We start from the raw sequence: 24,698 nt of genomic DNA on the forward strand, positions 1-24,698 counted from the left end.
TAATTGCCCGACGCCGCCCAGGGGAATCTCGGGGCGATCTGTAATCTTAATTATGGCATAATGCGCCGTTTATCACATTTCTACCCAGGACAATACCGTGTTAGTTAGCAGCAACGTCACCATGCAGTTCGGCAGTAAGCCGCTGTTCGAGAACATTTCCGTCAAGTTTGGCGGCGGCAACCGCTACGGCCTGATTGGCGCCAACGGCAGCGGTAAATCCACATTTATGAAGATCCTGGGTGGCGATTTAGAGCCGACGCTGGGCAACGTCTCCCTCGATCCTAACGAGCGTATCGGTAAGCTGCGCCAGGATCAGTTCGCCTTTGAAGCCTTCACCGTGCTCGACACCGTGATCATGGGCCACGGCGAGCTGTGGGAAGTGAAGCAGGAGCGCGACCGCATTTACGGCCTCGCCGAGATGAGCGAAGAAGACGGCTATAAAGTGGCCGACCTTGAAGTGCTGTACGGCGAAATGGACGGCTACTCTGCTGAAGCCCGCGCCGGTGAACTGCTGCTTGGCGTTGGCATCCCGGTTGAGCAGCACTACGGCCCGATGAGCGAAGTGGCCCCCGGCTGGAAGCTGCGTGTGCTGCTGGCCCAGGCGCTGTTCTCCAACCCGGAAATTCTGCTGCTCGACGAACCGACCAACAACCTGGACATCGATACCATTCGCTGGCTGGAGCAGGTGCTGAACGAGCGCGACAGCACCATGATCATCATCTCGCATGACCGTCACTTCCTGAATATGGTCTGCACCCACATGGCGGATCTCGACTACGGCGAGCTGCGCGTTTATCCGGGCAACTACGACGAGTACATGACCGCTGCCACCCAGGCGCGCGAGCGTCTGCTGGCCGACAACGCTAAGAAAAAGGCGCAGATTGCCGATCTGCAGTCCTTCGTCAGCCGCTTCAGCGCCAACGCTTCTAAATCGCGTCAGGCGACCTCTCGCGCCCGCCAGATTGATAAGATCAAGCTGGAAGAGGTGAAGGCCTCCAGCCGCCAGAACCCGTTCATCCGTTTCGAGCAGGACAAAAAGCTGTTCCGTAACGCGCTGGAAGTGGAAGCCCTCACCAAAGGCTTCGAAGACGGCCCGCTGTTTAAAAACGTCAACATGCTGGTGGAAGTAGGCGAGAAAGTCGCGGTTATCGGCACCAACGGCGTCGGTAAATCCACGCTGCTGAAAACCCTGGTGGGCGATCTCGACGCCGACAGCGGCACCGTGAAGTGGTCTGAGAATGTGCGTATTGGCTATTACGCCCAGGATCACGAATACGAATTCGAAAACGACCTGACGGTATTTGACTGGATGAGCCAGTGGAAGCAGGAAGGCGATGACGAGCAGGCGGTGCGCAGCATCCTTGGACGTCTGCTGTTCAGCCAGGACGACATCAAGAAGCCGGCCAAAGTGCTGTCCGGTGGTGAAAAGGGTCGTATGCTGTTCGGTAAGCTGATGATGGAGCGCCCGAATATTCTGGTTATGGATGAGCCGACCAACCACCTGGATATGGAATCCATCGAGTCGCTGAACATGGCGCTGGAGCACTATCAGGGCACCCTGATCTTCGTCTCCCACGACCGTGAGTTCGTCAGCTCGCTGGCGACCCGCATCATTGAGATCACCCCGCAGCGCGTGATGGACTTCTCCGGCGGCTACGAAGATTACCTGCGCAGCAAAGGCATCGACGGTTAATTCCCGCCGTCCAGACCCCATGCAAAAAAGGCGAGCCGCTGGCTCGCCTTTTTCTTTTGCAGCAGGCTTACCGCACCCAGCGGTCGGTTTCTTCGCCGTTAATCACCAGCCGGCGGGTTTCCCCCGAGGGTAATGACACCGTCATCGCCTGCCACGCCGGGCGGTAATCGCCCGTGGCGGAGACCGTCAGGTGAATTGCATCGGCGGTGCATTGCATCTCCCACTCCACCCACAGCGCGTTGCCGTCTTTATAGCCCCAGCTTTCGCCGTCGTCTTCAAACAGCAGCCCTTTGCTGCACCCGTTGCCTTTCACCGGGAACAGCTTCAGTTCGCGGGTATCGTCCCGTTCAGCGCTCACATGGCTGATACGCTTGCTGAGCGGCAGCCCGGCCCCGGCGCGCACCAGCAACGGCAGGGTTTCCAGCGGTGCATCAAGCGTGACCCACTGGCCACCGCTGTACCAGGTCCCGGTGTAAAAGTCGTACCAGCCGCTGGCATTGTCCGGCAGCCAGACGCGGCGCGTGCGGGCACCCGGCTCCACCACACTCGCCACCAGCAGGTCGCGGCCCAGCATAAAGTCGTCGCACTCCTCGAAGGTCTGCGCATCCTGCTCGTGGTCAAGGAAGGTCGGGCGCAGCATCGGCTCATCATCGGCGTGCGCCTGCCACAGCAGGGTATACAGGTAGGGCAGCAGGCGGTAGCGCAGTTCGATGGCGCTGCGGATCGCCGGGGTTACTGCCGGATACATCCACGGCTCGTTGACCGTCTGGTCATCATTCCACGAGTGAATGGTAAAGCGCGGATGCATCACGCCGTTCTGCACCCAGCGCACAAACAGCTCGGCGTCGGGCTTGTCGCCGGAGAAGCCCCCGACGTCGTGACCAACGTTGTACAGCCCGGACAGGCTCATCCCCAGACCCATCTGGATGTTGTAGCGCAGGGTCTGCCAGCTGGTGCGGTTGTCGCCGCTCCAGGTCTGAACGTAGCGCTGCATCCCGGCGCAGCCGGAGCGTGAAATCAGGTAGGGGCGTTTATCCGGCGCGAAACGCTGCTGCGCTTCCAGCGAGGCGCGCATCATCAGCAGCGGCATCACCGGGCGAATATGCTTGATGGCAACCGGAGTGCCAAAGCCGTGACAGCGCGCTTCGCCATCCCAGACTTCATACTCGTTGTTGTCGTTCCAGGTGGAATCGATACCCATCTCCAGCAGCTGCGTGGTAACCCCGGTCTGCCACCAGGCGATGGTCGCCGGATTGGTGAAGTCGAGGTGCGATCCTTCGTCGTCCCAGAAGCTGGAGATCTCCGGCCCGTCACGCTCAGAATCACGAATAAACAGCCCCTGCTGCGCCACTTCCTGATAACGCGGGTGATCGTGCAGCAGGCACGGCTTGATGTTGGCCGCCAGCTTCAGCCCGGCATCGTGGAACGCGGCGGTCATCTGCTGCGGCTGCGGCACCTTGTCGTAGTTCCAGTTGAACACGTAGCGCTTGTTGTTGATGGAGGTATACCCGGACGAGAGCTGGAACGAGTCGCAGGGGATAGCGTGCTCCTGGCACAGCCGGATAAAGTTTCCGAGCTGCACCTGAGCGTCCGGCGCGTCGGTGTAGTGCATGGTGGAGCCGCTGTAGCCGAGGCTCCACTTCGGGCCGAACAGGGTTTTCCCGGTCAGCCGCACAAAGGCTTTGGTGACGTCGAGCGCGCGCTCGCCGGTAAACAGGTAGTAATCAATATCCCCGGCTTCCGCCTGCCAGCGGCGGTAGGGAGCATGGTAGTTGTCGATCTCATTCCCGAGATCCAGCCAGCAGCTGCTGAGGTTGTCGTAGAACAGCCCGAAGCTCACCGCGTCGCGGCGCGTCAGGGTGAAGGGAATGTGTTTGTAGAGCGGGTCGGTGCTGAACGCGTTGTAGCCCATCGCATCCAGATTGCGCATCTCGTAGCGTTTGCCGTTGCGCAGCAGCGGGCCGGCTTTTTCGCCGAGGCCGTAGTAGCGGTCATCCGCCGCCCGGCGCTGGTAGTGCGCCACCCCGTCGCCGTGGGCGTTGAGCAGATAGGCGCTGGTCGGACGGTCGCTGACCAGCGGCTGCCACTCGTCCGCGCCATTGCGGTAATGCCACTCCAGCCACAGCGGCTGGTGGATGGTGACGCGCAGACGGTCGGTGGATACCGTCAGCTGGTGCGCCTCCTGCTCCAGCTGCCAGGCCGGCAGGCTGAAGCCGGAGAGATCCTCGCGCGGACGCCCCTCCCAGGGCACGTCCTGTTGCGTGGCGATGCTCCAGGTGCGATCCAGCGCCAGTTCGCCTTTGCGTTTAATCAGCACGCGAAACAGGTTTGGCTCCAGCACGTAGAGGCAGAGCTGGTGTTGCCCGTCCACGTTAAGCACCACCCGGTGCGCATCGGTGTGTTCTGTGGTCCAGTTCTTCAGGGTTTTCATTCCACTCGTCCCTTGTCAGGCGCGCGAGGCGCGGCGTTCAGCAATAAAAGCAATCAGGAAAACGGCACCGATGAGGTCAAACAGCCCCATGGCGATAAACAGCGGGTTAAAGCCGATCTGGTCGGCGGTGACGCCGATGATGAGCGAGAACAGGAAGCTGGCGATCCAGGCGCAGGAGCCGCGCATGCCGTTCACCGTCGCCATCTGGCCCTTATCGAATGACTCCACCACCAGCGCGCTGAGCATGCAGGAGATGATCTGATGCCCGAAGCCGCCGATGGAGATCAGTGCAATGGTGATGTACGGGTCGCGGGTCAGGGTCACGATAGCCAGCGACACCATCAGAAACGCGCCGGTGACCGAGCTGGCGACGATGGAGTTAACGCGGGTGCAGCCGAAAAGGCGCACGTACAGCTTCGTGAGGTAGCCGCTGGCGACGGAACCCAGGTCGGCGGCGAGGAACGGCAGCCAGGCGAACATGGCAATCTGTTTGAGATCCATGCCGTGCTCTTTCGCCAGATAGAGCGGCACCCAGAAACTCATCACCGCCCAGGCTGGCTCTGCCATAAATGCCGGGATGGCGATGCCGTAGAAGCGTTTGTTTTTACCCACGGTTTTCAGGGCGGTGAAGAAGGGGAGCTTCACCGGCGGCGGCTCGTTATCCTGCTGAATGTAAGCCAGTTCGTCGGCGCTGAGGTTAGGGTGCTTCTCCGGCGACTGGTAAAACAGCCACCACAGCACCACCCAGACCAGCGCCAGCACGCCGGTAAACATAAATGCCCCCTGCCAGCCGAAGGAGGCGTGGGCGAAGTAGATAATCGGCGGCGCAAGCATGGCACCAATGGAAAAACCAACGCCCGCCCAGCCTGCGGCGACCGGACGCTCCTTCTTCGGGAACCACTCGCCAATGGTTTTGGCGTTGGCAGGCGTAGCGGCGGCCTCGGCGCTGCCCATAAAGAAGCGCAGGATCGCCAGCTGGATCCAGCTCCCGGCCCCGGCGTGGAAAATGCACATCAGCGCCCACAGCGTGGCGCAGATCATAAACCCGAGCTTCAGGCCGATGACGTCGATCAGCCAGCCGCAGATGGGCTGGAACAGGGTATAGGCGAGCTGGAACGCGCTGACAATCCATGAATACTGCTCGGTGGTGATACCGAGGCTGGTTTTCAGTTCCGGGGCGAGGATCCCCAGCGAGTTACGGGTGATGTAGTTCACCGTCACGCCCATCAGAAACAGGCACAGCACCCACCAGCGCAGGTGGCGCACCACGCGCCGGGTTTTACTGGCGCTTACGCCCTCGTTAATGCCTTGACTCATAACGCTTCTCCACATCCCGGTTGATTGATTAATTGGTATAACAACCTGCTACCTGCAAAGCAGGGACAGCAGCAGAGAGATTTCATCCCCCTGATATAAAGGGGGTTATTGTTAAAATTGCCGGAGGGTACGGGTAAAGCTGTCCGACAACCCGAGAGTAGGCGAGGCCCGCAGGCGGCTGTAGCGAAAAATATGCAAAAATTTTCATCGCAGCGCCATTCTGGTATGGCAGTATGGTGCTACTGCCTGATAAAACTGCCTGCGCACCCTGTGAAATTTTTTTCATTTCACAAACGGAGATGGATCACAGAATGAGTAAAAAGCTAAAAATCGCGCAAATCGCAGCGCAAACCGGCCTGTCAATCAGCACGGTTTCCCGGGTGCTGGCTGGTAAAGCCAACACCAGCGAGGCGGCGCGTCAGCGCGTGATGGCCTGTGCGGAACAGCTCGGCGTGCTGCAGGGCATGGCGGCAGGGCGGATGCTGCTCAACAGTCTGGTGGTGTTCGCACCGCAGCGTGCGTTTGATGAGCGCTCCGACATCTTCTACTACCGCGTTATCCAGAGCATCAATCAGGCGCTGGCCCCCCACGAGGTGCGGCTGCGCTACTGCGCGCTGGAGGAGAACGACAGCGATGCCAACCAGTTTCTGACGCGCATCAGCGATCCCCAGGCCCAGGCGGCGATCCTGATCGGCATTGATGATGCGCACATTCACGATCTGGCGGCGGATCTGGGCAAACCCTGCGTGCTGATCAACTGCCGGGACAGCAAGATGCGCCTGTCCGGCGTGGCCCCGGATCACCGGCTGTTGGGGGAGTTTGCTGCCCGCTACCTGTTTGAGATGGGCCACAAGCGGGTGCTGAACCTGCTGTGCCTGCGGCGTTACACCATGGAGCTGCGGCTGGCGGGGATCCGCGATGCGTGGGAGGCGGCGAATATGCCGTTCAGCGACGATCAGCACCTGCTGGTGGCCCGTAACTTCAGCGCCAGCGAAAGTGAAACCCTGATGCGGACCTACCTGGAGCAGACGCCGGCGCGCGAGCTGCCGAGCGCTATGCTGGTGGGCGGTGATTTTATGGCGTCCGGAGTGGTGACGGCGTTGCAGAAGCACGGCCTGCGCGTGCCAGCGGATATGTCGGTGATGAGCATTGACGGTTTTAACCTGGCGGCGATCCACGATGTACCGTTGACGGCGTTGCAGGTGCCGCGTGACGAGCTGGGCACTGAAGCGGTGCAGATGCTGCAGCAGCGCCTGATTCGCCCGGATGCGCCGACCGGCACGCTGCTGCTCAATGGCAAGCTGGTGGTACGCGAGTCGGTGCGGCGTATCCGACCGGGAAAAACCCGCACCCTGGTGCAGGGCGACGGGCTTTACGACTAGCGCAATCAGCTCTCCATGCCGAGACTGCGCCGCCCGTTGTGGTTCAGATCCGCAGTGGTAAAGCGATCCTGCCAGTTCACCTCGTAGTCCTCGCGCGGGAAGTCGCCCGGTGACTGACCGGCGGCCAGCGCCTGCTCTACCTGCTTCGCGTAAGCGAGATTTTTAGCACACAGCGGCGCGGCGGGGATATACATCACGTTGCCCCAGCCCTGCTGATCCTCAACCGGTGCCACCGCATGCACCACATCGCAGTGCCACCATACTGAATCACCCGCTTCCAGCGCCGGAATTGACGTCAGCGCCTCCATCAGAAGCGGGTGCCACTTCTCCGACACCGGCAGCACGCGCCCTGGCGCGACGCCGCACAGCTCCTCTTCCGGCACGTCGTCCAGCAGCGGGCGCAGCAGGATCATCGCCATCGCTTCCGGGATGGGAATAACGTGCAGCAGTCCCTGACCCGGCAGCATATCCGACAGCGCGGTCCAACCCTGGAAGGTACGAAATACCGAGCATTTGGTGGTGTTGTCCACGCTGTACTCATCCACGTCGGTGCGGTGTGCGGCGTCCCACGGGTCGTAGCGGTCAATGTCGCCGCTGAAGACGTGGCGGAACACCTGCTGATAAGCCGGGAGCAGCCAGCGCTCCAGCGCCCCGGAGTCGGTGTGCGCCCCAAGACCTTTCGAGGTGGTGCCCGGCGGGCGGCGGCGGATACGGTCCGGATAGATAACGCTGACGTCCGGGTCAAACCAGCGGGTATCGCCGTCCTCGAAGCGCCACAGCCGGTTCAAAAACGACTGTACCGTCGCCATGCGATCGCTCTGGCGGGCCTCCATCTGCGCTTTTGACCAGTAAATGGGGTAGATCTCCGGGCGCGAGGCTTCCAGCGTGCCAAAGAAGCTGTCGCCCGGCCCGCGGTACTGCGCGTCAAAATCGTTTTTCGCCAGGTAGTCGAGCATCGACTGATCCCACGCCAGCGCCTCGTCGCGCGGGAAGTGGCCTTTGATCACCGCGCAGCCGTGCTTTTTGATGTCGGCGATCTGCGCCGGCGTGATGCTGCCCGCCTGTAACTGGGCATAAGGAATAACCGGCCAGATGGGATCGCCCTGGGCCTGACGCTGTTTGATCTCCGCCACGCGCGAGGCGAGACGATCGCTGAGCCGGTCCCATACGGCCTGCACATCGCCGATGTGAGCGCGCAGCTCGCGCTTCATCTGACGGATAGCGGCGTGGTGGTCGGCAGGAAGGGTGGCGTGTTCGAAAGTAAAGGGCATGGCAACCTCGCTGTAACTTTCATTCGAAAGTAATTGTGATTACACATGACAATTTAAGTTAATGATTGGTTAATGCAAGTTTAAAAAACTGCACGAGCGCACAAATATGAAAAGAGAGGAGGCCGAAGCGGACGCTTCGGCGTGAAAAGGTAATTACTGGTCGAACGGCGCGCTGCGGTTCAGCACCGCTTCCATGACGTTGAGCACGCCTTCGTTATTGTTGCTGTCGGTCTGGAAACGCGCCACCTGACGCACCGCCGGGGAGGCATTGCCCATCGCGAAGGACCATTTCACCAGCTCCAGCATCTCCACATCGTTGGCGCTGTCGCCGATGGCCACGCACTCCTGCGGCGAGATGCCCCAGCGTTGCAGCAGACGGCCCAGGCCGCTGGCCTTGTGCAGACCGGGGATGATCAAATCCACAAAGCCGTAGCCGCTGGTTACCGGCTTCATGATGCCGTCCAGACGTTCATGCAGCACATCAATAAGCTGCGGGATCGCCTCGTCGCTCAGGTTCAGCGAGAACTTAAACAGCGTGTCGTCGATCTCGCTGTAGTCCTTCACCGGCTGCAGGCGGTGATAGTGCTTCGACATCAGCTCCACCAACGCCGCCGGGGCGCTGTCGCTGATGTACGCGCTCTTCAGGCCGCAGGCGACAAACTTCAGCGTCGGATCGCTGCTCAGTTCGCCGAGCACGGTGCGCGCTTCGTTCTTCGTCAGCTCGCCGTGGAAAATTTCCTTGCCGTGCTCGTACACCAGCGCGCCGTTTTCGGCTACGAAGGAGATGTCATCTTTCAGCGTCGGGAAGAAGGAGATCAGCTGGTAATACTGGTTGCCGCTGGCGACGACGAACTCAATATTCTGCGCTTTTAGCTGCTGATACAGCGCCATAAAACGCTCGCGGTTGTACTGCTTGTTGTCATCAAGAAAGGTTCCGTCCATATCGACGACGACAGCTTTAATAGTCATACCTGAAACTCCTGGAAAGATTACGGCAATGCGAAACATTCTAGTGAGCAGCGTTACGATTACAAGCGTAAAGCGGAAAAGCAGAAATTATCTGAACTTAATCAAGAGGATAAAAAAGAAGCGGGGAATAAGAGAGTTATTATCACGCTCCAGGTAAATCCTGAAGCGCAATTATCAGCCGGGAAGGAAACATTATTTCGCCGCGTCGCCGCAAATATCACACTGCGGATTTCGCGGCAGCGCCATCTCGCGGAACTGGCAGGTCATGGCATCGTACATGACGATTTTCCCCAGCGGCGGCGTGCCGTAATGGGCAATCACTTTTATCGCTTCCATTGCCTGCAGCGAACCGATGACGCCCACCAGCGGGGCCATGACGCCAGCCTCGACGCAGCTCAGCGTGGCATCACCAAACAGACGGCTCAGGCAGCGGTAGCAGGGCGTTCCCTCCGCCCAGGTGAAGACCATGATCTGCCCCTCCATGCGGATTGCCGCGCCGGACACCAGCGGCACCCGCGCCCGAAAACAGGCGGCGTTGAGCTGGTTACGCACCGCCACGTTATCGGTGCAGTCCAGCACCAGGGTGTGCTCTGCCACCAGCGCAGCGATAGCTTCGTCGTCGAGTAAGCTATCAAGGGTCGTGAAGTGGCAGTGCGGGTTCAGCGCGGCAAGCGCCTCGCGGGCCGACTGCACTTTCGCCTGTCCGATCGTAGCGTCGCTGTGCAGGATCTGCCGCTGCAGGTTCGACACCGACACGGTATCGAAATCCAGCAGCGTCATCGCCCCGGTGCCCGCTGCGGCCATATAGGCCGAGGCCGCACAGCCCAGGCCACCCAGACCGACCACCAGTACGCGCGCCGCCTTCAGCGCCTCCTGGCCCTCGAAGTCGAAGCCGCGCAGCACGATCTGGCGGTTATAGCGCATCATCTCCTGGTCGGTCAGCTCCATCTCAGCCTCCAAACAGGGCATTGAACGGCTCGATCTCTACCATCTCACCGGCTTCGACGTTGCCGCGCTCGCGCTCCAGCACGATAAAGCAGTTTCCCTGGCTGAAGGAGCTAAAAATATGCGAACCCTGATGGCCGGTGGTCACCACTTCCAGCACGCCGTTTTCATCCTGGCGGTAGATGCCGCGCTGGAAGTCGAGGCGGCCCGGGGATTTTTTCAGCCGCGTGGCTGCGCGGGCGCGCAGGCGCACCGGGGCTGCGTTTTCCGCACCGCGTAACGCGGTGAGCAGCGGACGCACCAGCTGATAAAACGTCAGCGCTGCCGACACCGGGTTGCCCGGCAGGCCGCAGAACCAGCTGTTTTGCAGGCGGCCAAACGCAAAGGGCTTGCCCGGCTTGATCGCCAGCTTCCAGAAATGAATATCGCCCATCTCTTCGAGGATGGTTTTGGTGTAGTCCGCTTCCCCCACCGACACGCCGCCGGAGCTGATCACCACGTCGGCCTGGCGGTCAGCCTCAATGAAGGCGGCACGCAGCGCATCCGGGGAGTCAGGAATAATACCGAGGTTGAGCACCTCGCAGCCGAGCTGTTCAAGCATCACGTGCACCGCCAGGCGGTTGGTGTCGTAGATCTGCCCGTCGCCGAGCGGCTGCCCCGGCAGCACCAGCTCATCGCCGGTGGAGAACACCGCCACGCGCAGGCGGCGCACCACATCCACTTCAGGAATGCCGAGCGAGGCCAGCACCGGCAGCTCCGCCGCGCTCAGCGTTTGCCCGGCCTCGAAGACCACCGCGCCTTCACGAATATCTTCCCCGCGCAGGCGCACGTTCTGCCCGGCGCGCACCGGAGCGGTAAACTGCACGCCTGCTTCGCTCACCGTGGTCTCTTCCTGCATCACCACCGCGTCACAGCCCTCGGGCACCGGCGCGCCGGTCATAATGCGGATGCAGGTGCCGGCCGGCCAGTCACCGTGGAACGGCTGCCCGGCGAAGGCTTTGCCTGCCACCGCCAGCGGGTTTTGCGCGGCGAGATCGCTCAGGCGCACCGCATAGCCATCCATCGCCGCATTATCAAAGCCCGGCACGTTAAGCGGCGAGGTGACGCTGCGGGCCAGCACGCGGCCAAACGCCTGCACCAGCGGCAGCGTTTCGCTTCCGCTTACCGGCGTGAGGCCGGACAGCATCTGGTTAAGGGCGATATCGAGGGGGAGAAGGCCTGCGGTCTGTTCCATGAGTTGCTCCAGCGGGGAATGACAAAGGGCACATTATGGCAGAAAACCCCCTCCGGCTGTAGGTAGCGATTTGAGCTTCACGGGCGGGAACGCCTTTACAGTACTTTTACATCTTTCTATATTCAAAATTCGTATGAGAATGCGGTCACGGTAATGATATTTATAGAAAAACCGCCGCGGGTTACATCACACTGAGCGAGCAACGATGGGAAAAGCAGTGATTGCCATTCATGGCGGTGCCGGGGCGATAAACCGGGCGCAGATGACGCCGGAGCAGGAGCAGCGCTATATCGCGGCCCTGTCGGCGGTGGTGGAAGCCGGACAGGCGATCCTCGCTGCCGGTGGCAGCGCGCTGGATGCGGTAACGGAAGCAGTGCGGCTGCTGGAAGAGTGTCCGCTGTTTAACGCCGGGAAAGGCGCGGTGTTTACCCATGCCGGCACCCACGAGCTGGATGCCTGCGTGATGGACGGCTACTCCCTGAAAGCCGGGGCGGTAGCGGGCGTCAGCCGCATTGAAAATCCGGTGCTGGCAGCGCGGCTGGTGATGGAGCACAGCCCGCACGTGCTGCTGGTCGGCGAGGGGGCGCATGCCTTTGTCGCCGCGCAGGGCATGCCGCTGGTGGACCCCACGCTGTTCTCGACGCCGGAGCGCCGCGAGCAGCTGGAACGCGCCCAGGCGGGCGACCGCGTGGTGCTGGATCATGACGCGCCGCTCGACCCGGATCGTAAATTCGGAACCGTCGGTGCTGTGGCGCTGGACGTTGAGGGTAATCTTGCCGCGGCGACCTCAACCGGCGGCATGACCAACAAGCTGCCGGGTCGGGTAGGCGATACCCCGCTGGTGGGCGCGGGCTGCTACGCTAATAACGCTAACGTGGCGGTTTCCTGCACCGGCACCGGCGAAGTGTTTATGCGCACGCTGGCCGCCTACGACATCGCCGCGCTGATGGAGTACGGCGGCATGAGTCTGCAGGAGGCGTGCGCCGGGGTGGTGATGGACAAGATCCCGGCGCTGGGCGGCAGCGGCGGCGTTATTGCCATCGACCGCGAGGGCAACGTCGCGCTGCCGTTCAACAGTGAAGGTATGTATCGTGGCTACGGCTACGTGGGCGATGCGCCCAACATCGGCATTTATCAGGAATAAGGAGCACGGGTGCCAGAACACCAGGAATTACCCAACGACCAGGTGCTGAACGTGCGCAATCTTGCGGTGCGTTTTCAGCATGACGCGCAGATAACCGAAGCGGTCCGTGGGGTGTCCTTCACGCTGCATCGCGGCGAAACGCTGGCCATCGTCGGCGAATCCGGCTCGGGGAAATCCGTGACCGCGCTGTCGCTGATGCGCCTGCTTGAACAGTCTGGTGGCGATGTCTCCAGCGATGCGATGCTGCTGCGTCGGCGCAGCGGTCAGGTGGTCGATCTGCGCGGGCTGAACCGCAAGCAGATGCGCGACGTGCGCGGCGCAGACATGGCGATGATTTTTCAGGAGCCAATGACCTCGCTGAATCCGGTGTTTCCGGTGGGCGAGCAGATTGCCGAGTCGATTCGCCTGCACCAGGGGCTGAGCCGCGATGCGGCGATGAAAGAGGCGCGGCGCATGCTCGACCTGGTGCGTATTCCGGAGTCGGAACGCATGCTGTCGCAGTTCCCGCACCAGCTCTCCGGGGGGATGCGCCAGCGCGTGATGATTGCGATGGCGCTGTCGTGCCGCCCGGCGGTGCTGATTGCCGATGAGCCGACGACCGCGCTCGACGTCACCATTCAGGCCCAGATCCTGCACCTCATTCGCGTGCTACAGCAGGAGATGGCAATGGGGGTGATGTTTATCACCCACGATATGGGCGTGGTGGCGGATATGGCCGACCGGGTGCTGGTGATGTACCAGGGCGAGGCGGTTGAAACCGGCACGGTGGAGGAGATTTTTGCCGCGCCGAAACACCCCTACACCCGCGCATTGCTGGCCGCCGTGCCGCGGCTCGGGGCGATGAAAGGCAGCGCCGCGCCGCGCAAATTCCCGGTGCCGACGGCGGGGGAGAGTATTCCGGAGCCGAGCCGCAACACGGTTATCGACGACGCCGGCCCGATCCTCGAAGTGCGCGACCTGGTGACCCGCTACCCCATTCGCAGCGGGATTTTGAACCGCGTGACCAGTGAAGTTCATGCGGTAGAAAAGGTCAGCTTCGATCTCTGGCCTGGCGAGACGCTGTCGCTGGTCGGGGAGTCCGGCTGCGGAAAATCCACCATTGGCCGCTCGCTGCTGCGGCTGGTGGATATTCAGGGCGGGAGCATCACCTTCAAAGGCGAACGCATCGACACCCTTAAGGGAGCCAGAATGCAGGCGGTGCGGCGCGATATTCAGTTTATCTTCCAGGACCCCTGGGCATCGCTCGATCCGCGCCTGACGGTGGGGTACTCCATTATGGAGCCGCTGCTGGTGCACGGCGTGCTGGACGAGGCCGGGGCGAAGCGCCGCGTTGCCTGGCTGCTGGAGCGCGTAGGCTTAAAGCCGGAACACGCCTGGCGCTATCCGCACGAGTTTTCCGGCGGCCAGCGCCAGCGTATCTGCATTGCCCGCGCGCTGGCACTCAATCCGCAGGTGGTGATTGCCGACGAATCGGTCTCCGCCCTCGACGTTTCGATTCGCGCCCAGATCATCAACCTGCTGCTCGATCTGCAGCAGGAGTTTGGCATCGCGTTTCTGTTTATTTCCCACGACATGGCGGTGGTGGAGCGCATCAGCCACCGCGTGGCGGTGATGTATCTGGGGCAAATTGTGGAGATCGGCCCGCGTCAGGCGGTGTTCGAGAATCCGCAGCACCCCTATACCCGCAAGCTGATGGCTGCCGTACCGGTGGCAGACCCGGCGCACCGTCGCACCAAACCAGTATTGCTCTCCGACGAGATACCCAGCGCAACGCGCAAGGTGGGGGAGGAGCCAGAGGTGTTACCGCTGGTGGCCGTTGGCCCCGGCCACTTCGTGGCGCGGCATCCCGTCGGTGTGCGACAAAGCCCTTATTAAACAATTACAGACAGGGACACTCAGGAGAAAATAATGACACAACAAAAAATACCTACGCTGGCAGCAGCACTGGGGCTTGGCTTCGCTGCTATGCTCTGCGCCACCCCGGCCCTGGCGGCCAAAGATGTCGTGGTGGCGGTGGGGTCTAACTTCACCACGCTCGATCCCTATGATGCCAACGATACCCTTTCGCAGGCGGTGGCGAAGTCGTTCTATCAGGGGCTGTTTGGCCTTGATAAGGACATGAAACTGAAAAACGTGCTGGCGGAGAGCTATAAGGTGTCCGATGACGGGCTGACCTGGACCATCGCCCTGCGTAAAGGGGTGAAATTCCAGGATGGCACCGACTTTAACGCGCAGGCGGTCAAGGTGAACCTCGATCGCGCCAGTAATCCGGACAACCGCCTCAAGCGTTACAACCTGTATAAAAACATCAGCAAAACCGAGGTGGTGGACGACCACACGGTGAATATCGTGCTGAAGCAGCCGTTCTCCGCTTTTATCAATATTCTCGCCCATCCGGCAACGGCGATGATCTCGCCGAAAGCGCTGAAGGATTTCAAGAAAGAGATCGGTTTCCATCCGGTGGGCACCGGCCCGTATGAGCTGGTGACCTGGAATCAAACCGACTTTGTGAAGGTGAAAAAGTTTGCTGGCTACTGGCAGCAGGGGCTGCCGAAGCTCGACACCATCACCTGGCGTCCGGTCGTGGACAACAATACCCGCGCCGCGATGCTGCAAACCGGCGAGGCGAACTTCGCCTATCCGATTCCTTACGAACAGGCACCGCGGCTGGAGAAAAACGACAAGCTGGCGCTGGTGGCCAGCCCGTCCATCATGCAGCGCTATATCAGCATGAACGTCACCCAGAAGCCGTTTGATAACCCGAAGGTGCGCGAGGCCATCAACTACGCGATTAATCGCCAGGCGCTGGTGAAGGTCGCGTTCTCCGGGTATGCCACCCCGGCCACCGGCGTACTGCCGCCGGCTATCGCCTGGTCGCAGCGTTACCAGCCCTGGCCTTACGATCCGGCAAAAGCGCGCGAGCTGCTGAAAGAGGCAGGTTACCCGAACGGCTTTACCACCACGCTCTGGTCCTCCCACAACCACAGCACGGCGCAGAAGGTGTTGCAGTTCACCCAGCAGCAGCTGGCGCAGGTGGGCATTAAGGTGCAGATCACGGCGATGGATGCCGGCCAGCGCGCGGCGGAAGTTGAAGGCAAGGGGCAGAAAGAGAGCGGCGTGCGGATGTTCTATACCGGCTGGACCGCCTCCACCGGCGAAGCTGACTGGGCTCTGTCACCGCTGTTTGCCTCCCAGAACTGGCCGCCGACGCTGTTCAACACCGCCTTCTACAGCAACAAACAGGTGGATGCGGATCTGGCGAACGCGCTGAAAACCACTAACGACGCCGACAAGGCGAAGCTGTATAAGGATGCGCAGGATACCATCTGGAAAGAAGCGCCCTGGGCGCCGCTGGTGGTGGAGAAACTGGTGTCTGCGCACAGCAAAAACCTCACCGGGTTTTACGTGATGCCGGATACCGGGTTCAGCTTCGAGGATGCGGATCTGAAGTAGCAGCTGGCTGGGTGATTGACGGTGGGTGCGCTTTGCGTACCCATCCCGGAAAATCCCACGACCACAGGTAAAACATAACCCCGTAGGGCGGGTAAGCATCGCGCACCCGCCATGATCGGTAAACACGAGGCGCAACAAAGGTTATGCATGGTTAATTACGTCATAAAGCGCCTGTTGGGGCTGATACCGACGCTGTTCATCGTGATGGTGCTGGTATTTTTATTTGTTCATATGCTGCCCGGTGACCCGGCGCGGCTGATTGCCGGGCCGGAAGCGGACGCAGAAGTGATTGCCCTGGTACGCCAGCAGCTGGGGCTGGATCAGCCGCTGTGGTATCAGTTCTGGCACTACATGACCTCGGTACTGCAGGGCGACTTCGGCCTTTCGATGGTGTCGCGCCGTCCGGTGTCCGAGGAGATCGCCAGCCGCTTTATGCCCACCCTGTGGCTGACGCTGACCAGCATGGCATGGGCGATGCTGTTTGGTCTTATCACCGGCATTATCGCCGCCGTCTGGCGCAACCGCTGGCCGGATCGGCTGAGCATGACGGTGGCGGTCACCGGGATCTCTTTCCCGGCGTTTGCCCTCGGGATGCTGCTGATGCAGGTGTTTTCGGTGCAGCTCGGCTGGCTGCCCACGGTAGGCGCCGACAGCTGGCAGCACTACATTCTGCCGTCGCTGACGCTGGGTGCGGGGGTGGCCGCGGTGATGGCGCGCTTTACCCGCGCCTCGTTTGTTGACGTGCTGAGCGAAGATTACATGCGCACCGCGCGCGCCAAAGGGCTGAGCGAGCGCTGGGTGATCCTCAAGCACGGGCTGCGCAACGCCATGATCCCGGTCGTCACTATGATGGGGTTGCAGTTCGGCTTTCTGCTCGGCGGCTCGATTATCGTCGAACAGGTGTTCAACTGGCCGGGGCTGGGGCGTCTGCTGGTGGCCTCGGTAGAGATGCGCGACTATCCGGTGATTCAGGCAGAAGTCCTGCTGTTTTCGCTGGAGTTTATACTTATCAACTTAGTGGTGGACGTGCTCTACGCCGCCATTAACCCGGCTATCAGGTACAAATAAGGATGCGACTTTTTAACTGGCGTCGACAGGCGATCCTCAACGCGATGCCCGGCCTGCGCCCCGACAGCGTGCGCACCCCAGGACGGGAGTTCTGGCGGCGGCTCAAACGTCAACCGACCGCGCTGGTTGCCGGCGCGTTTGTGCTGATACTGATTCTGGTGGCGATCGTCGCGCCCTGGATTGTGCCCTACGATGTTGCCAACTACTTCGACTACGACCGGCTGAACGAAGGCCCGTCGCTGGTGCACTGGTTTGGCGTGGATTCGCTGGGGCGGGATATTTTCAGCCGGGTACTGGTCGGCGCACAAATCTCGCTGGCGGCCGGGGTGTTTGCCGTGCTGATTGGCGCGCTGATCGGCACCGTGCTGGGACTGGTGGCGGGTTATTACGAAGGCTGGTGGGATCGCATCATTATGCGCATCTGCGACGTGCTGTTTGCTTTTCCCGGCATCCTGCTGGCGATTGCGGTGGTGGCGGTGATGGGTAGCGGCATGGCGAACGTGATTATCGCGGTGGCGATCTTCAGCATTCCCGCCTTCGCCCGTCTGGTGCGCGGCAACACGCTGGTGCTGAAACACCAGACCTTTATCGAGTCGGCGCGCAGCATCGGGGCATCCGATCGTACCATCCTGTTCCGGCATATTCTGCCGGGTACGGTCTCCTCGATCGTGGTCTACTTCACCATGCGCATCGGCACCTCGATCATCTCCGCCGCCAGCCTGTCGTTTCTTGGCCTCGGCGCACAGCCGCCAACGCCGGAGTGGGGCGCGATGCTCAACGAGGCGCGGGCCGATATGGTGATGGCACCGCACGTGGCCCTGTTCCCGAGCCTGGCGATCTTCCTTACCGTACTGGCGTTTAACCTGCTCGGCGATGGCCTGCGTGACGCACTCGATCCGAAGATAAAAGGGTAATTTTCCGCCGAGCGGGCTTATACGACCCATAAAAAAGGCTGCCAGTGGCAGCCTTTTTCCGGTTCACACGCTTATACGCGCGTGCCCCACAGATCGTACTCGTCGGCGTTCTCAACCTTCACGCGCACCACGTCGCCGGGTTTAACGTTAGTTTCACCGTTGAGATAGACCGCGCCGTCGATTTCCGGCGCATCGGCCATGCTGCGGCCAATGGCACCTTCTTCGTCCACTTCATCGATGATGACGAGGATCTCGCGGCCCACTTTCTCCTGCAGGCGCTCAGCAGAGATCTGCTGCTGCAGCTGCATAAAGCGGTTCCAGCGCTCCTCTTTGATCGCTTCCGGCACCTGGTCCGGCAGATCGTTAGCACCTGCGCCTTCCACCGGGCTGTACTTGAAGCAGCCCACGCGATCCAGACGCGCTTCCTTCAGGAAGTCGAGCAGCATCTGGAAATCGTCCTCGGTTTCACCGGGGAAGCCGACGATAAAGGTGGAGCGCAGGGTCAGTTCCGGGCACACCTCGCGCCACTGCTTGATGCGCGCCAGCTGGCGGTCAACGGAGCCAGGACGCTTCATCAGCTTCAGGATACGCGGGCTGGCGTGCTGCAGCGGGATGTCGAGGTAGGGCAGGATTTTGCCTTCCGCCATCAGCGGGATCACGTCATCCACGTGCGGGTAAGGGTAAACGTAGTGCAGACGCACCCAGACGCCGAGCTTCGCCAGCTGCTCACACAGGCTGACCATGCTGGTTTTCACCGGCGCGCCGTTCCAGAAGCCGGTGCGGTGCTTCACGTCCACGCCGTAGGCGGAGGTATCCTGGGAGATCACCAGCAGCTCTTTTACGCCAGCTTCGACCAGACGTTTGGCTTCGGCCAGTACGTCGCCAATCGGACGGCTGTCGAGATCGCCGCGCATCGACGGGATGATGCAGAAGGTGCAGCGGTGGTTGCAGCCTTCAGAGATTTTCAGGTAGGCGTAATGACGCGGCGTCAGTTTCACGCCCTGTTCCGGCACCAGGCTCAGGAACGGGTTGTGCTGCGGCTTCGGCACGTAGTGATGCACGTGCTTGAGCACCTGCTCGTAGCTGTGTGGCCCGGTGATCTCCAGCACTTTAGGATGCACTTCGCGAATTTGATCTTCTTTAGCACCCAGGCAGCCGGTCACAATCACCTTGCCGTTTTCATTCAACGCTTCGCCGATGGCTTCCAGCGACTCCTGCACCGCGCTGTCGATAAAGCCGCAGGTGTTAACGATCACCATGTCGGCATCGTCGTAGCGGGGCACCACGTCATAGCCTTCGGTGCGCAGTTCCGTCAGGATGCGCTCGGAGTCGACGAGGTTTTTCGGGCAGCCGAGGGAGACAAACCCAATTCGCGGTTGTTGCATGCTTATACGCTCACAAAGTAAACAGAAAAGAAAAAACCGGCAGATTCTACACGGGTTTAGCACAAGGCTCCACTGATGGTTAATGGCCCCGGCGGCTAAGATTAAGATTGTGTAAAAATTGTTCTCTCTCCCGGCTGGCTGGCTACCCTTATCGGGTGATATCGCAAAGGAGACTATGATGCCGATCCCCGCCCGCCGTTTACTGCTTTCCACGCTGCTGCTCACCCTGACCTGGCAGGCCAGCGCCGCCGGAGAGAAGGTTGAAGTGCTGCAAACCAAACTTGATTACCCCTGGTCGCTGGCATTTTTGCCTGAAGATAAAGGAATGCTGATCACCCTGCGCGGCGGCCAGCTGCGCCACTGGCAGGCGGGCAAAGGCTTATCTGACCCGATTAGCGGCGTGCCGACCGTGTGGGCCAACGGCCAGGGCGGCCTGCTGGATGTGGTGCTGGCCCCGGATTTTGCCCAGAGCCGTAAGGTGTGGCTCAGCTTCTCGGAGGCGGATGCCGACGGCAAGGCGGGAACTGCCGCCGGGGTGGGACGGCTGAGTGACGATCTCTCCCGGCTGGAGGATTTTAAGGTGATGTTCCGCCAGCAACCGAAGCTCTCGACCGGCAACCACTTCGGCGGCCGTATGGTGTTTGACGGCAAAGGCTACCTCTATATTGCGCTGGGTGAGAACAACCAGCGGCCCACCGCGCAGGAGCTGGATAAACTGCAGGGTAAACTGGTGCGCCTGACCGAAGCGGGCGGTATTCCCGACGACAACCCTTATGTGGGCAAGGCGAATCACCGGCCGGAGATCTGGTCGTACGGCATTCGTAACCCGCAGGGGATGGCGATTAACCCGTGGAGCAATGCGCTGTGGCTCAACGAGCATGGGCCGCGCGGCGGGGATGAGATCAACATTCCCGAGAAGGGGAAAAACTACGGCTGGCCGATCGCAACCTGGGGCATCAACTACAGCGGGTTCGCTATTCCCGAAGCGAAAGGGGAGATCGTCGCCGGAACCGAACAGCCGGTCTATTACTGGAAGCACTCTCCGGCGGTAAGCGGTATGGCGTTCTACCATGCCGACCGCTTCTCGCAGTGGAAAAATAAGCTGTTTATCGGCGCGCTCAAGGATAAGAACGTGATTCAGATGACGGTGAACGGCAATAAGGTCACCGAGGATGGGCGCATTCTCGACGATCGCGGCCAGCGTATTCGCGACGTGCGCGTTGGCCCGGACGGCTACCTGTACGTGTTAACCGATGAGTCCGACGGCGAACTGCTGCGGGTCAGCCCGCAGTAAAAGGTGGGTGCAGGCAAACGGTGGGTGCACTGCGTTTACCCATCCTACGGGATGGCAGCAGTGGTAGGGTGGGTAAGCAACGCGCACCCACCATAAAAACAAATCACCCATGCCGGAGGGATGGCTCCATCCGGCATCAAAACCGCCGCGCCGCAGGCGTTGAGTCCGGGCTGGCGGTCGGGAACCGCCAGAGGGCGCGAGCCCCGGGATGGGGTATCGCGCCCGACCGGAAGCGAAACGCCGGAGGCAAGGGCAGCCCCCAGGGCCGGTTTTAGTGGCCGGGAGCCGGGATGGTGAAGGGGGCGGCGGCGAGCCCCCTTCACCCGTTCACGAGCGGCGGTGTTTCCATGTAAGCGCGGTGCCACGGTGAACGGAACCGGCACCGCAATCCCATAGATCCCACACCCCAAACGGCGGATGCCCCACTCACGTCACCGGGATCATCACCACCTTTTGATACGTCGGACGTTCTGCAAGCTGCTCGCGCCAGCGCTCAAGGTGCGGATATGACGGCCAGCTCACCCCGCAGTTGAACAGGTTCCAGATGTACGGCGCGACCGCGATATCCCCGATGCCAAACGCCTCGCCGGAGAACCACGGCTGGCGGGCCAGCTCGCGATCCAGCAGGGTGAACAGCGCCTTGCACTCCTCAATCCCGCGATCGATCTCCTGCTGATTGCGCTGCTCCGGCGGCGTTCGCACCAGCCCCATGAGAATTTTGCGGTGCGACGGGGCAAGGGTGGCCGCCGTCCAGTCCATCCATTTTTCCGCCTGGGCGCGGGCAGCCGGATCGTCGATCCACAGGCGATTCTGGCCATATTTTGCCGCCAGGTAGCGCACGATAGCGTTGGACTCCCATAGCACCAGCCCGGACTCATCATCGCGCAGGCAGGGCACCAGACCGTTCGGGTTCATCTCAAGGTATTCAGCTGTGTTATTGATGCCGAAGGCGCCGCCGGCGGGGATCACGTTGTGGGGGAGCTCCAGCTCTTCCAGACACCACAGCACTTTCTTTACGTTGGTCGAGTTGCCCCGGCCCCAGATGGTAATCATGCGCATCTCCTGTGAGGTTTTTTTGGCTTAACCCATCGTCTGCTAATCATAACAAATACGCAACAGTTGCCGGGAATTTGCCCCGCTTGCGCTTTTGTTTAAGCGCCCTCGCATAAACTTTAAAAACTTTACTTCCATGCTGTTTCCCTGGGGCTATTTGTGCGGTTTACTCACCGCTTAGCCTAATCAGGTGATTTGTAATGATTTTTGGAACGGACCTCGGGTGAGACCTATGACCTTTTTCTCTTTTTTATCAACGTTCAGGGGTGTGGCAGCGTCGGGCGCGCTGCTGTTATGCATGATGCCAGCGGCGCACGCCGCCGAACCACCGGCACCACCGCAGCTGGAAGCCCGTGCCTGGATTTTGATGGATTACGCCAGCGGTAAAGTGCTGGCCGAAGGCAACGCCGATGAAAAACTCGATCCGGCGAGCCTGACAAAACTGATGACCAGCTACGTGGTAGGCCACGCGCTGAAGTCGGGAAAGATTCAGCTGAGTGATATGGTAACCGTGGGGAAAGACGCCTGGGCGACGGGTAATCCGGCGCTGCGCGGCTCCTCGCTGATGTTCCTCAAGCCGGGGGATCAGGTTTCGGTGGCGGACCTGAATAAAGGCGTCATCATCCAGTCAGGTAACGACGCCAGCATTGCCATCGCCGATTACGTGGCGGGCAGTCAGGATTCGTTCATCGGCCTGATGAACGGCTACGCGCGCCAGCTAGGACTCACCAGCACCACCTTTAAAACCGTGCATGGCCTTGATGCGCCGGGGCAGTTCAGCACCGCGCGCGATATGGCGAAGCTTGCTCAGGCGATGATCCGCGACGTGCCGGAAGAGTACGCCATCCACAAAGAGAAATCGTTCACCTTCAACAATATCCGCCAGCCGAACCGCAACCGCCTGCTGTGGAGCAGCAACCTCAACGTCGACGGCATGAAAACCGGCACCACCGCCGGGGCAGGCTATAACCTTGTGGCCTCGGCAACCCAGGGCGATATGCGCCTGATTTCCGTGGTGCTGGGTACTAAAACCGATGCGATTCGCTTCCGCGAGTCGGAGTCGCTTCTGACCTGGGGCTTCCGCTTCTTCGAAACCGTCAATCCGATCAAACCCGGCAGCACCTTTGTGTCCCAGCGCGTCTGGTTCGGTAATACCCCGGAGGTGAAGCTCGGTACCGGAGATAACACCGCCATCACCATTCCACGCGGTCAGCTCAGTAACCTGAAAGCCAGCTTTACCTTAAACGAGCCGCAGCTCACCGCGCCGCTGAAAAAAGGCCAGGTCGTAGGGCGCATCGATTATCAGCTCGACGGCAAAACCGTCGAGCAGCATCCGCTGATGGTGATGGAAGCGGTGGAAGAGGGCGGCTTCTTCAGCCGGATCTGGGATATGGTACAGCTCAAGCTTAATCAGTGGTTCGGCGATCTTTTCTCCTGATCCACTCTCCTACCACAGCAACTCTACGTTTTCGTCTCTGGCGAACGCCACAAACTCATTGTCCGGACGCTGGTCCGTGACAATGAGGCTGAACGCGTTGACCGGCCCCATGCAGGCCGGGCGAATCTCGCCAAATTTACTGCTGTCCACCACCAGCACGTGCTGCTGCGCGTGCTCCAGCGCCCAGTGTTTAACCGGCAGCTCATCAAGATTAAAGCAGGTCACGCCCTGGCGTGGGGTTATCCCGGCGGCAGAGAAAAAAGCGATGTCCGGGCAGAGGTTGCGCAGGGTTTCGTTAAAGTTGAGCGGCCTGAAGATGGCGTTGCTGGCGTGAAACTCGCCGCCGCAGAGGATCACCCGGCAATGGGGTTTCTCCTGCAGCGCCATAAAGGTGTTAAGGGAATAGCAGATGCCGGTAAACGGCAGGTCGTCATCCAGCGCGGCGATGATCCACGGTGTGGTGGTGCCGCAGTCAAAGAACAGCGTCTGATGCGGGCGCACCAGTGCGGCGGCGCGGGCGGCGGCCTTGCGCTTCTCGTCGACAAAACGGGTTTTTTGATCGCTCAGCAGATAGTGGCTGGATGCGCTGCGCGGCTCCAGCACAATATAGCCACCGAGCAGCACCACCGGCGCGCTGTGGGCATTGAGATCGCGACGAATAGTCATCTCAGATACCCCCAGCAGGGCGGCGGCCTCTTTAAGATGCAGTTTGTCGCGGCGTTTTAATGCCTGAATGAGCTGGCTGATTCGCTCGTCGCGCCGTGTTTCCATGATGCCTCACGCTGAATGTTTCAGCCGATCATGTTACCCGGCGCAACGGGGTTAGTCACGCACCCAGCCCTTGCGGATCGGCAGAGCAAAGCAGATGCGATACGCGCGCAGCGCCATCTGAGCAATAAATGCCCCGGCGTGATGCCAGCACATCTGCGCCGCCAGACAGGCCACCATACCCACCAGCAGACCGCCCAGCATATCCAGCGGCCAGTGCACGCCAAGATAGACCCGCGACCAGGCGACCAGCAGCGCCACAGCGCCCATCAGCACGCCGGACCACAGACGGTGCCAGCACAGGAACGCCAGTGCGAAGGTGAAGATAACCGTGCCGTGATCGCTGGGGTAAGAGTAGTCGGGGGCGTGATGCAGAAAGTTATAGCCCACGCCTTCGACAAAGGGCCGATCGTGCGGGAACAGCTGACCGAGCGTCCAGGAGAGCGCCACGCTGAAAATCAGCGCCAGCGCAGTTTTCATTACCATCACCCGCTGTTGCCCGACGTGGCGGCGCGGCCCCCACAGCCAGAGCGCCACCACCAGCAGCGGGGCAACGACAATCAGATCCTTTGCCGCCCAGGTGGCGAAGTGGATCAGCCACTGTGGGGAGGCTGGCGTGGCATTCAGCAGATAAAACAGCGTGTGGTTAAGGTCTTCCATCATCGTGAAACACTCTCCAGATAAAACAGGCAGCGAGCGGATGCCCACCACCGGATACGGCTCCAGCCGTACCCGCCAGCCCTTACGGGTGAAACGCGCTGTCAGCGCAGCACGAAGGAAAAGTCGCACAGCATAAAAGCTACGCGCGACAGCTAACAGCGGCATACTCCTGGTTTGCCCTGAGGACAGGGAAAATCAGACAGTTGCAGCTAAACGCTGAGGTCATGCAGGGCCAGCGTAACGCCACTGGCTTAAAGGATCCTTAACGGGAATGAAACG

At 60.8% G+C, this 24,698-nt stretch carries 19 protein-coding genes; 9 read left to right on the plus strand and 10 right to left on the minus strand.

The features are described 5' to 3' along the window. Window positions 1–97 precede the first annotated feature (97 nt). A complete protein-coding gene (locus KFZ77_RS06175) occupies window positions 98–1,693 on the plus strand; it encodes an ABC-F family ATPase (protein ID WP_264385740.1) in 1,596 nt (531 codons plus the stop codon). Window positions 1,694–1,760: 67 nt separating this feature from the next. Here the strand turns inward: KFZ77_RS06175 and KFZ77_RS06180 are convergent, their stop codons facing one another. Continuing rightward, window positions 1,761–4,124, minus strand: a complete 2,364-nt coding sequence (locus KFZ77_RS06180; protein WP_264385741.1) for a glycoside hydrolase family 31 protein — start codon at window positions 4,122–4,124, stop codon at window positions 1,761–1,763. A 15-nt stretch (window positions 4,125–4,139) separates the two neighbouring features. Then, window positions 4,140–5,441 carry an MFS transporter gene (locus KFZ77_RS06185; protein ID WP_031525108.1) on the minus strand — a complete coding sequence of 434 codons (1,302 nt, stop codon included), beginning with the start codon at window positions 5,439–5,441 and terminating at the stop codon, window positions 4,140–4,142. 311 nt (window positions 5,442–5,752) lie between these two features. Here KFZ77_RS06185 and KFZ77_RS06190 point away from each other — a divergent pair, with 311 nt between their 5' ends. Next, entirely contained in the window at window positions 5,753–6,823 is a 1,071-nt protein-coding gene (locus KFZ77_RS06190) for a LacI family DNA-binding transcriptional regulator (RefSeq protein ID WP_264385742.1), read from the plus strand. Window positions 6,824–6,828: 5 nt separating this feature from the next. Here the strand turns inward: KFZ77_RS06190 and KFZ77_RS06195 are convergent, their stop codons facing one another. The 4 genes from KFZ77_RS06195 to moeA all read right to left on the minus strand — a co-directional run bounded on the left by KFZ77_RS06195 (window position 6,829) and on the right by moeA (window position 11,242). After that, window positions 6,829–8,094: a DUF1479 domain-containing protein gene (locus tag KFZ77_RS06195; protein WP_031525110.1), complete on the minus strand. Its 1,266-nt coding sequence runs from the start codon at window positions 8,092–8,094 to the stop codon at window positions 6,829–6,831. A gap of 153 nt (window positions 8,095–8,247) precedes the next feature. Further along, window positions 8,248–9,063 (minus strand): Cof-type HAD-IIB family hydrolase, encoded by an 816-nt coding sequence (locus tag KFZ77_RS06200; RefSeq protein ID WP_031525111.1) that lies wholly within the window; start codon window positions 9,061–9,063, stop codon window positions 8,248–8,250. Between the two features lie 192 nt (window positions 9,064–9,255). Then, window positions 9,256–10,011: a molybdopterin-synthase adenylyltransferase MoeB gene (gene moeB / locus KFZ77_RS06205; RefSeq protein ID WP_264385743.1), complete on the minus strand. Its 756-nt coding sequence runs from the start codon at window positions 10,009–10,011 to the stop codon at window positions 9,256–9,258. A gap of 1 nt (window position 10,012) precedes the next feature. Further along, complete coding sequence (gene moeA, locus KFZ77_RS06210; RefSeq protein ID WP_264385744.1) at window positions 10,013–11,242, minus strand: molybdopterin molybdotransferase MoeA; 1,230 nt, start codon at window positions 11,240–11,242, stop codon at window positions 10,013–10,015. Between the two features lie 205 nt (window positions 11,243–11,447). Between moeA and KFZ77_RS06215 the strand changes: the two genes are divergently transcribed. From KFZ77_RS06215 to gsiD, 5 genes are all read left to right on the plus strand, one after another. Beyond that, a complete protein-coding gene (locus KFZ77_RS06215; RefSeq protein WP_264385745.1) occupies window positions 11,448–12,386 on the plus strand; it encodes an isoaspartyl peptidase/L-asparaginase in 939 nt (312 codons plus the stop codon). 9 nt (window positions 12,387–12,395) lie between these two features. Then, window positions 12,396–14,261 carry a glutathione ABC transporter ATP-binding protein GsiA gene (gene gsiA, locus KFZ77_RS06220; protein ID WP_031525116.1) on the plus strand — a complete coding sequence of 622 codons (1,866 nt, stop codon included), beginning with the start codon at window positions 12,396–12,398 and terminating at the stop codon, window positions 14,259–14,261. Window positions 14,262–14,294: 33 nt separating this feature from the next. Next, complete coding sequence (gene gsiB, locus KFZ77_RS06225) at window positions 14,295–15,839, plus strand: glutathione ABC transporter substrate-binding protein GsiB (protein ID WP_264385746.1); 1,545 nt, start codon at window positions 14,295–14,297, stop codon at window positions 15,837–15,839. Window positions 15,840–15,986: 147 nt separating this feature from the next. Continuing rightward, the gene (gene gsiC / locus KFZ77_RS06230; RefSeq protein WP_264385747.1) at window positions 15,987–16,907 is read left to right on the plus strand and encodes a glutathione ABC transporter permease GsiC; all 921 of its coding nucleotides are present in this window, start codon (window positions 15,987–15,989) and stop codon (window positions 16,905–16,907) included. Between the two features lie 2 nt (window positions 16,908–16,909). Beyond that, complete coding sequence (gsiD, locus tag KFZ77_RS06235; RefSeq protein WP_264385748.1) at window positions 16,910–17,821, plus strand: glutathione ABC transporter permease GsiD; 912 nt, start codon at window positions 16,910–16,912, stop codon at window positions 17,819–17,821. Window positions 17,822–17,892: 71 nt separating this feature from the next. Here the strand turns inward: gsiD and rimO are convergent, their stop codons facing one another. Continuing rightward, a complete protein-coding gene (gene rimO, locus KFZ77_RS06240; RefSeq protein WP_264385749.1) occupies window positions 17,893–19,206 on the minus strand; it encodes a 30S ribosomal protein S12 methylthiotransferase RimO in 1,314 nt (437 codons plus the stop codon). Between the two features lie 178 nt (window positions 19,207–19,384). On the opposite strand from rimO, the gene KFZ77_RS06245 reads away from it, so the two are divergent. Continuing rightward, window positions 19,385–20,500 (plus strand): PQQ-dependent sugar dehydrogenase, encoded by a 1,116-nt coding sequence (locus KFZ77_RS06245; RefSeq protein ID WP_264385750.1) that lies wholly within the window; start codon window positions 19,385–19,387, stop codon window positions 20,498–20,500. Window positions 20,501–20,926: 426 nt separating this feature from the next. On the opposite strand, the gene KFZ77_RS06250 is transcribed toward KFZ77_RS06245, so the two are convergent. Next, window positions 20,927–21,553: a glutathione S-transferase family protein gene (locus KFZ77_RS06250; protein WP_264385751.1), complete on the minus strand. Its 627-nt coding sequence runs from the start codon at window positions 21,551–21,553 to the stop codon at window positions 20,927–20,929. A gap of 232 nt (window positions 21,554–21,785) precedes the next feature. Here KFZ77_RS06250 and dacC point away from each other — a divergent pair, with 232 nt between their 5' ends. Further along, window positions 21,786–22,991, plus strand: coding sequence for a serine-type D-Ala-D-Ala carboxypeptidase (gene dacC / locus KFZ77_RS06255; RefSeq protein ID WP_031525128.1), 1,206 nt, complete (start codon window positions 21,786–21,788; stop codon window positions 22,989–22,991). A gap of 9 nt (window positions 22,992–23,000) precedes the next feature. Here the strand turns inward: dacC and deoR are convergent, their stop codons facing one another. Both deoR and ybjG read right to left on the minus strand, forming a co-directional pair. Beyond that, complete coding sequence (deoR, locus tag KFZ77_RS06260; protein ID WP_031525130.1) at window positions 23,001–23,762, minus strand: DNA-binding transcriptional repressor DeoR; 762 nt, start codon at window positions 23,760–23,762, stop codon at window positions 23,001–23,003. Between the two features lie 51 nt (window positions 23,763–23,813). After that, window positions 23,814–24,422 carry an undecaprenyl-diphosphate phosphatase gene (gene ybjG, locus KFZ77_RS06265; RefSeq protein ID WP_264385752.1) on the minus strand — a complete coding sequence of 203 codons (609 nt, stop codon included), beginning with the start codon at window positions 24,420–24,422 and terminating at the stop codon, window positions 23,814–23,816. Window positions 24,423–24,698: the final 276 nt, after the last annotated feature.

This window comes from Siccibacter colletis (assembly GCF_025914095.1).
Classification (GTDB): domain Bacteria; phylum Pseudomonadota; class Gammaproteobacteria; order Enterobacterales; family Enterobacteriaceae; genus Siccibacter; species Siccibacter colletis.

Bases quoted from the DNA above. Each gene is read 5' to 3' on its own strand.
- ybjG (WP_264385752.1), bottom strand. From the start codon at position 24,422: ATGATGGAAGACCTTAACCACACGCTGTTTTATCTGCTGAATGCCACG.
- KFZ77_RS06200 (WP_031525111.1), bottom strand. From the start codon at position 9,063: ATGACTATTAAAGCTGTCGTCGTCGATATGGACGGAACCTTTCTTGAT.
- KFZ77_RS06215 (WP_264385745.1), top strand. From the start codon at position 11,448: ATGGGAAAAGCAGTGATTGCCATTCATGGCGGTGCCGGGGCGATAAAC.
- KFZ77_RS06190 (WP_264385742.1), top strand. From the start codon at position 5,753: ATGAGTAAAAAGCTAAAAATCGCGCAAATCGCAGCGCAAACCGGCCTG.
- KFZ77_RS06250 (WP_264385751.1), bottom strand. From the start codon at position 21,553: ATGATTACCATCTGGGGCCGGGGCAACTCGACCAACGTAAAGAAAGTG.
- gsiB (WP_264385746.1), top strand. From the start codon at position 14,295: ATGACACAACAAAAAATACCTACGCTGGCAGCAGCACTGGGGCTTGGC.
- rimO (WP_264385749.1), bottom strand. From the start codon at position 19,206: ATGCAACAACCGCGAATTGGGTTTGTCTCCCTCGGCTGCCCGAAAAAC.
- deoR (WP_031525130.1), bottom strand. From the start codon at position 23,762: ATGGAAACACGGCGCGACGAGCGAATCAGCCAGCTCATTCAGGCATTA.
- KFZ77_RS06180 (WP_264385741.1), bottom strand. From the start codon at position 4,124: ATGAAAACCCTGAAGAACTGGACCACAGAACACACCGATGCGCACCGG.
- dacC (WP_031525128.1), top strand. From the start codon at position 21,786: ATGACCTTTTTCTCTTTTTTATCAACGTTCAGGGGTGTGGCAGCGTCG.
- KFZ77_RS06245 (WP_264385750.1), top strand. From the start codon at position 19,385: ATGCCGATCCCCGCCCGCCGTTTACTGCTTTCCACGCTGCTGCTCACC.
- moeA (WP_264385744.1), bottom strand. From the start codon at position 11,242: ATGGAACAGACCGCAGGCCTTCTCCCCCTCGATATCGCCCTTAACCAG.
- KFZ77_RS06185 (WP_031525108.1), bottom strand. From the start codon at position 5,441: ATGAGTCAAGGCATTAACGAGGGCGTAAGCGCCAGTAAAACCCGGCGC.
- moeB (WP_264385743.1), bottom strand. From the start codon at position 10,011: ATGGAGCTGACCGACCAGGAGATGATGCGCTATAACCGCCAGATCGTG.
- gsiC (WP_264385747.1), top strand. From the start codon at position 15,987: ATGGTTAATTACGTCATAAAGCGCCTGTTGGGGCTGATACCGACGCTG.
- gsiD (WP_264385748.1), top strand. From the start codon at position 16,910: ATGCGACTTTTTAACTGGCGTCGACAGGCGATCCTCAACGCGATGCCC.
- KFZ77_RS06195 (WP_031525110.1), bottom strand. From the start codon at position 8,094: ATGCCCTTTACTTTCGAACACGCCACCCTTCCTGCCGACCACCACGCC.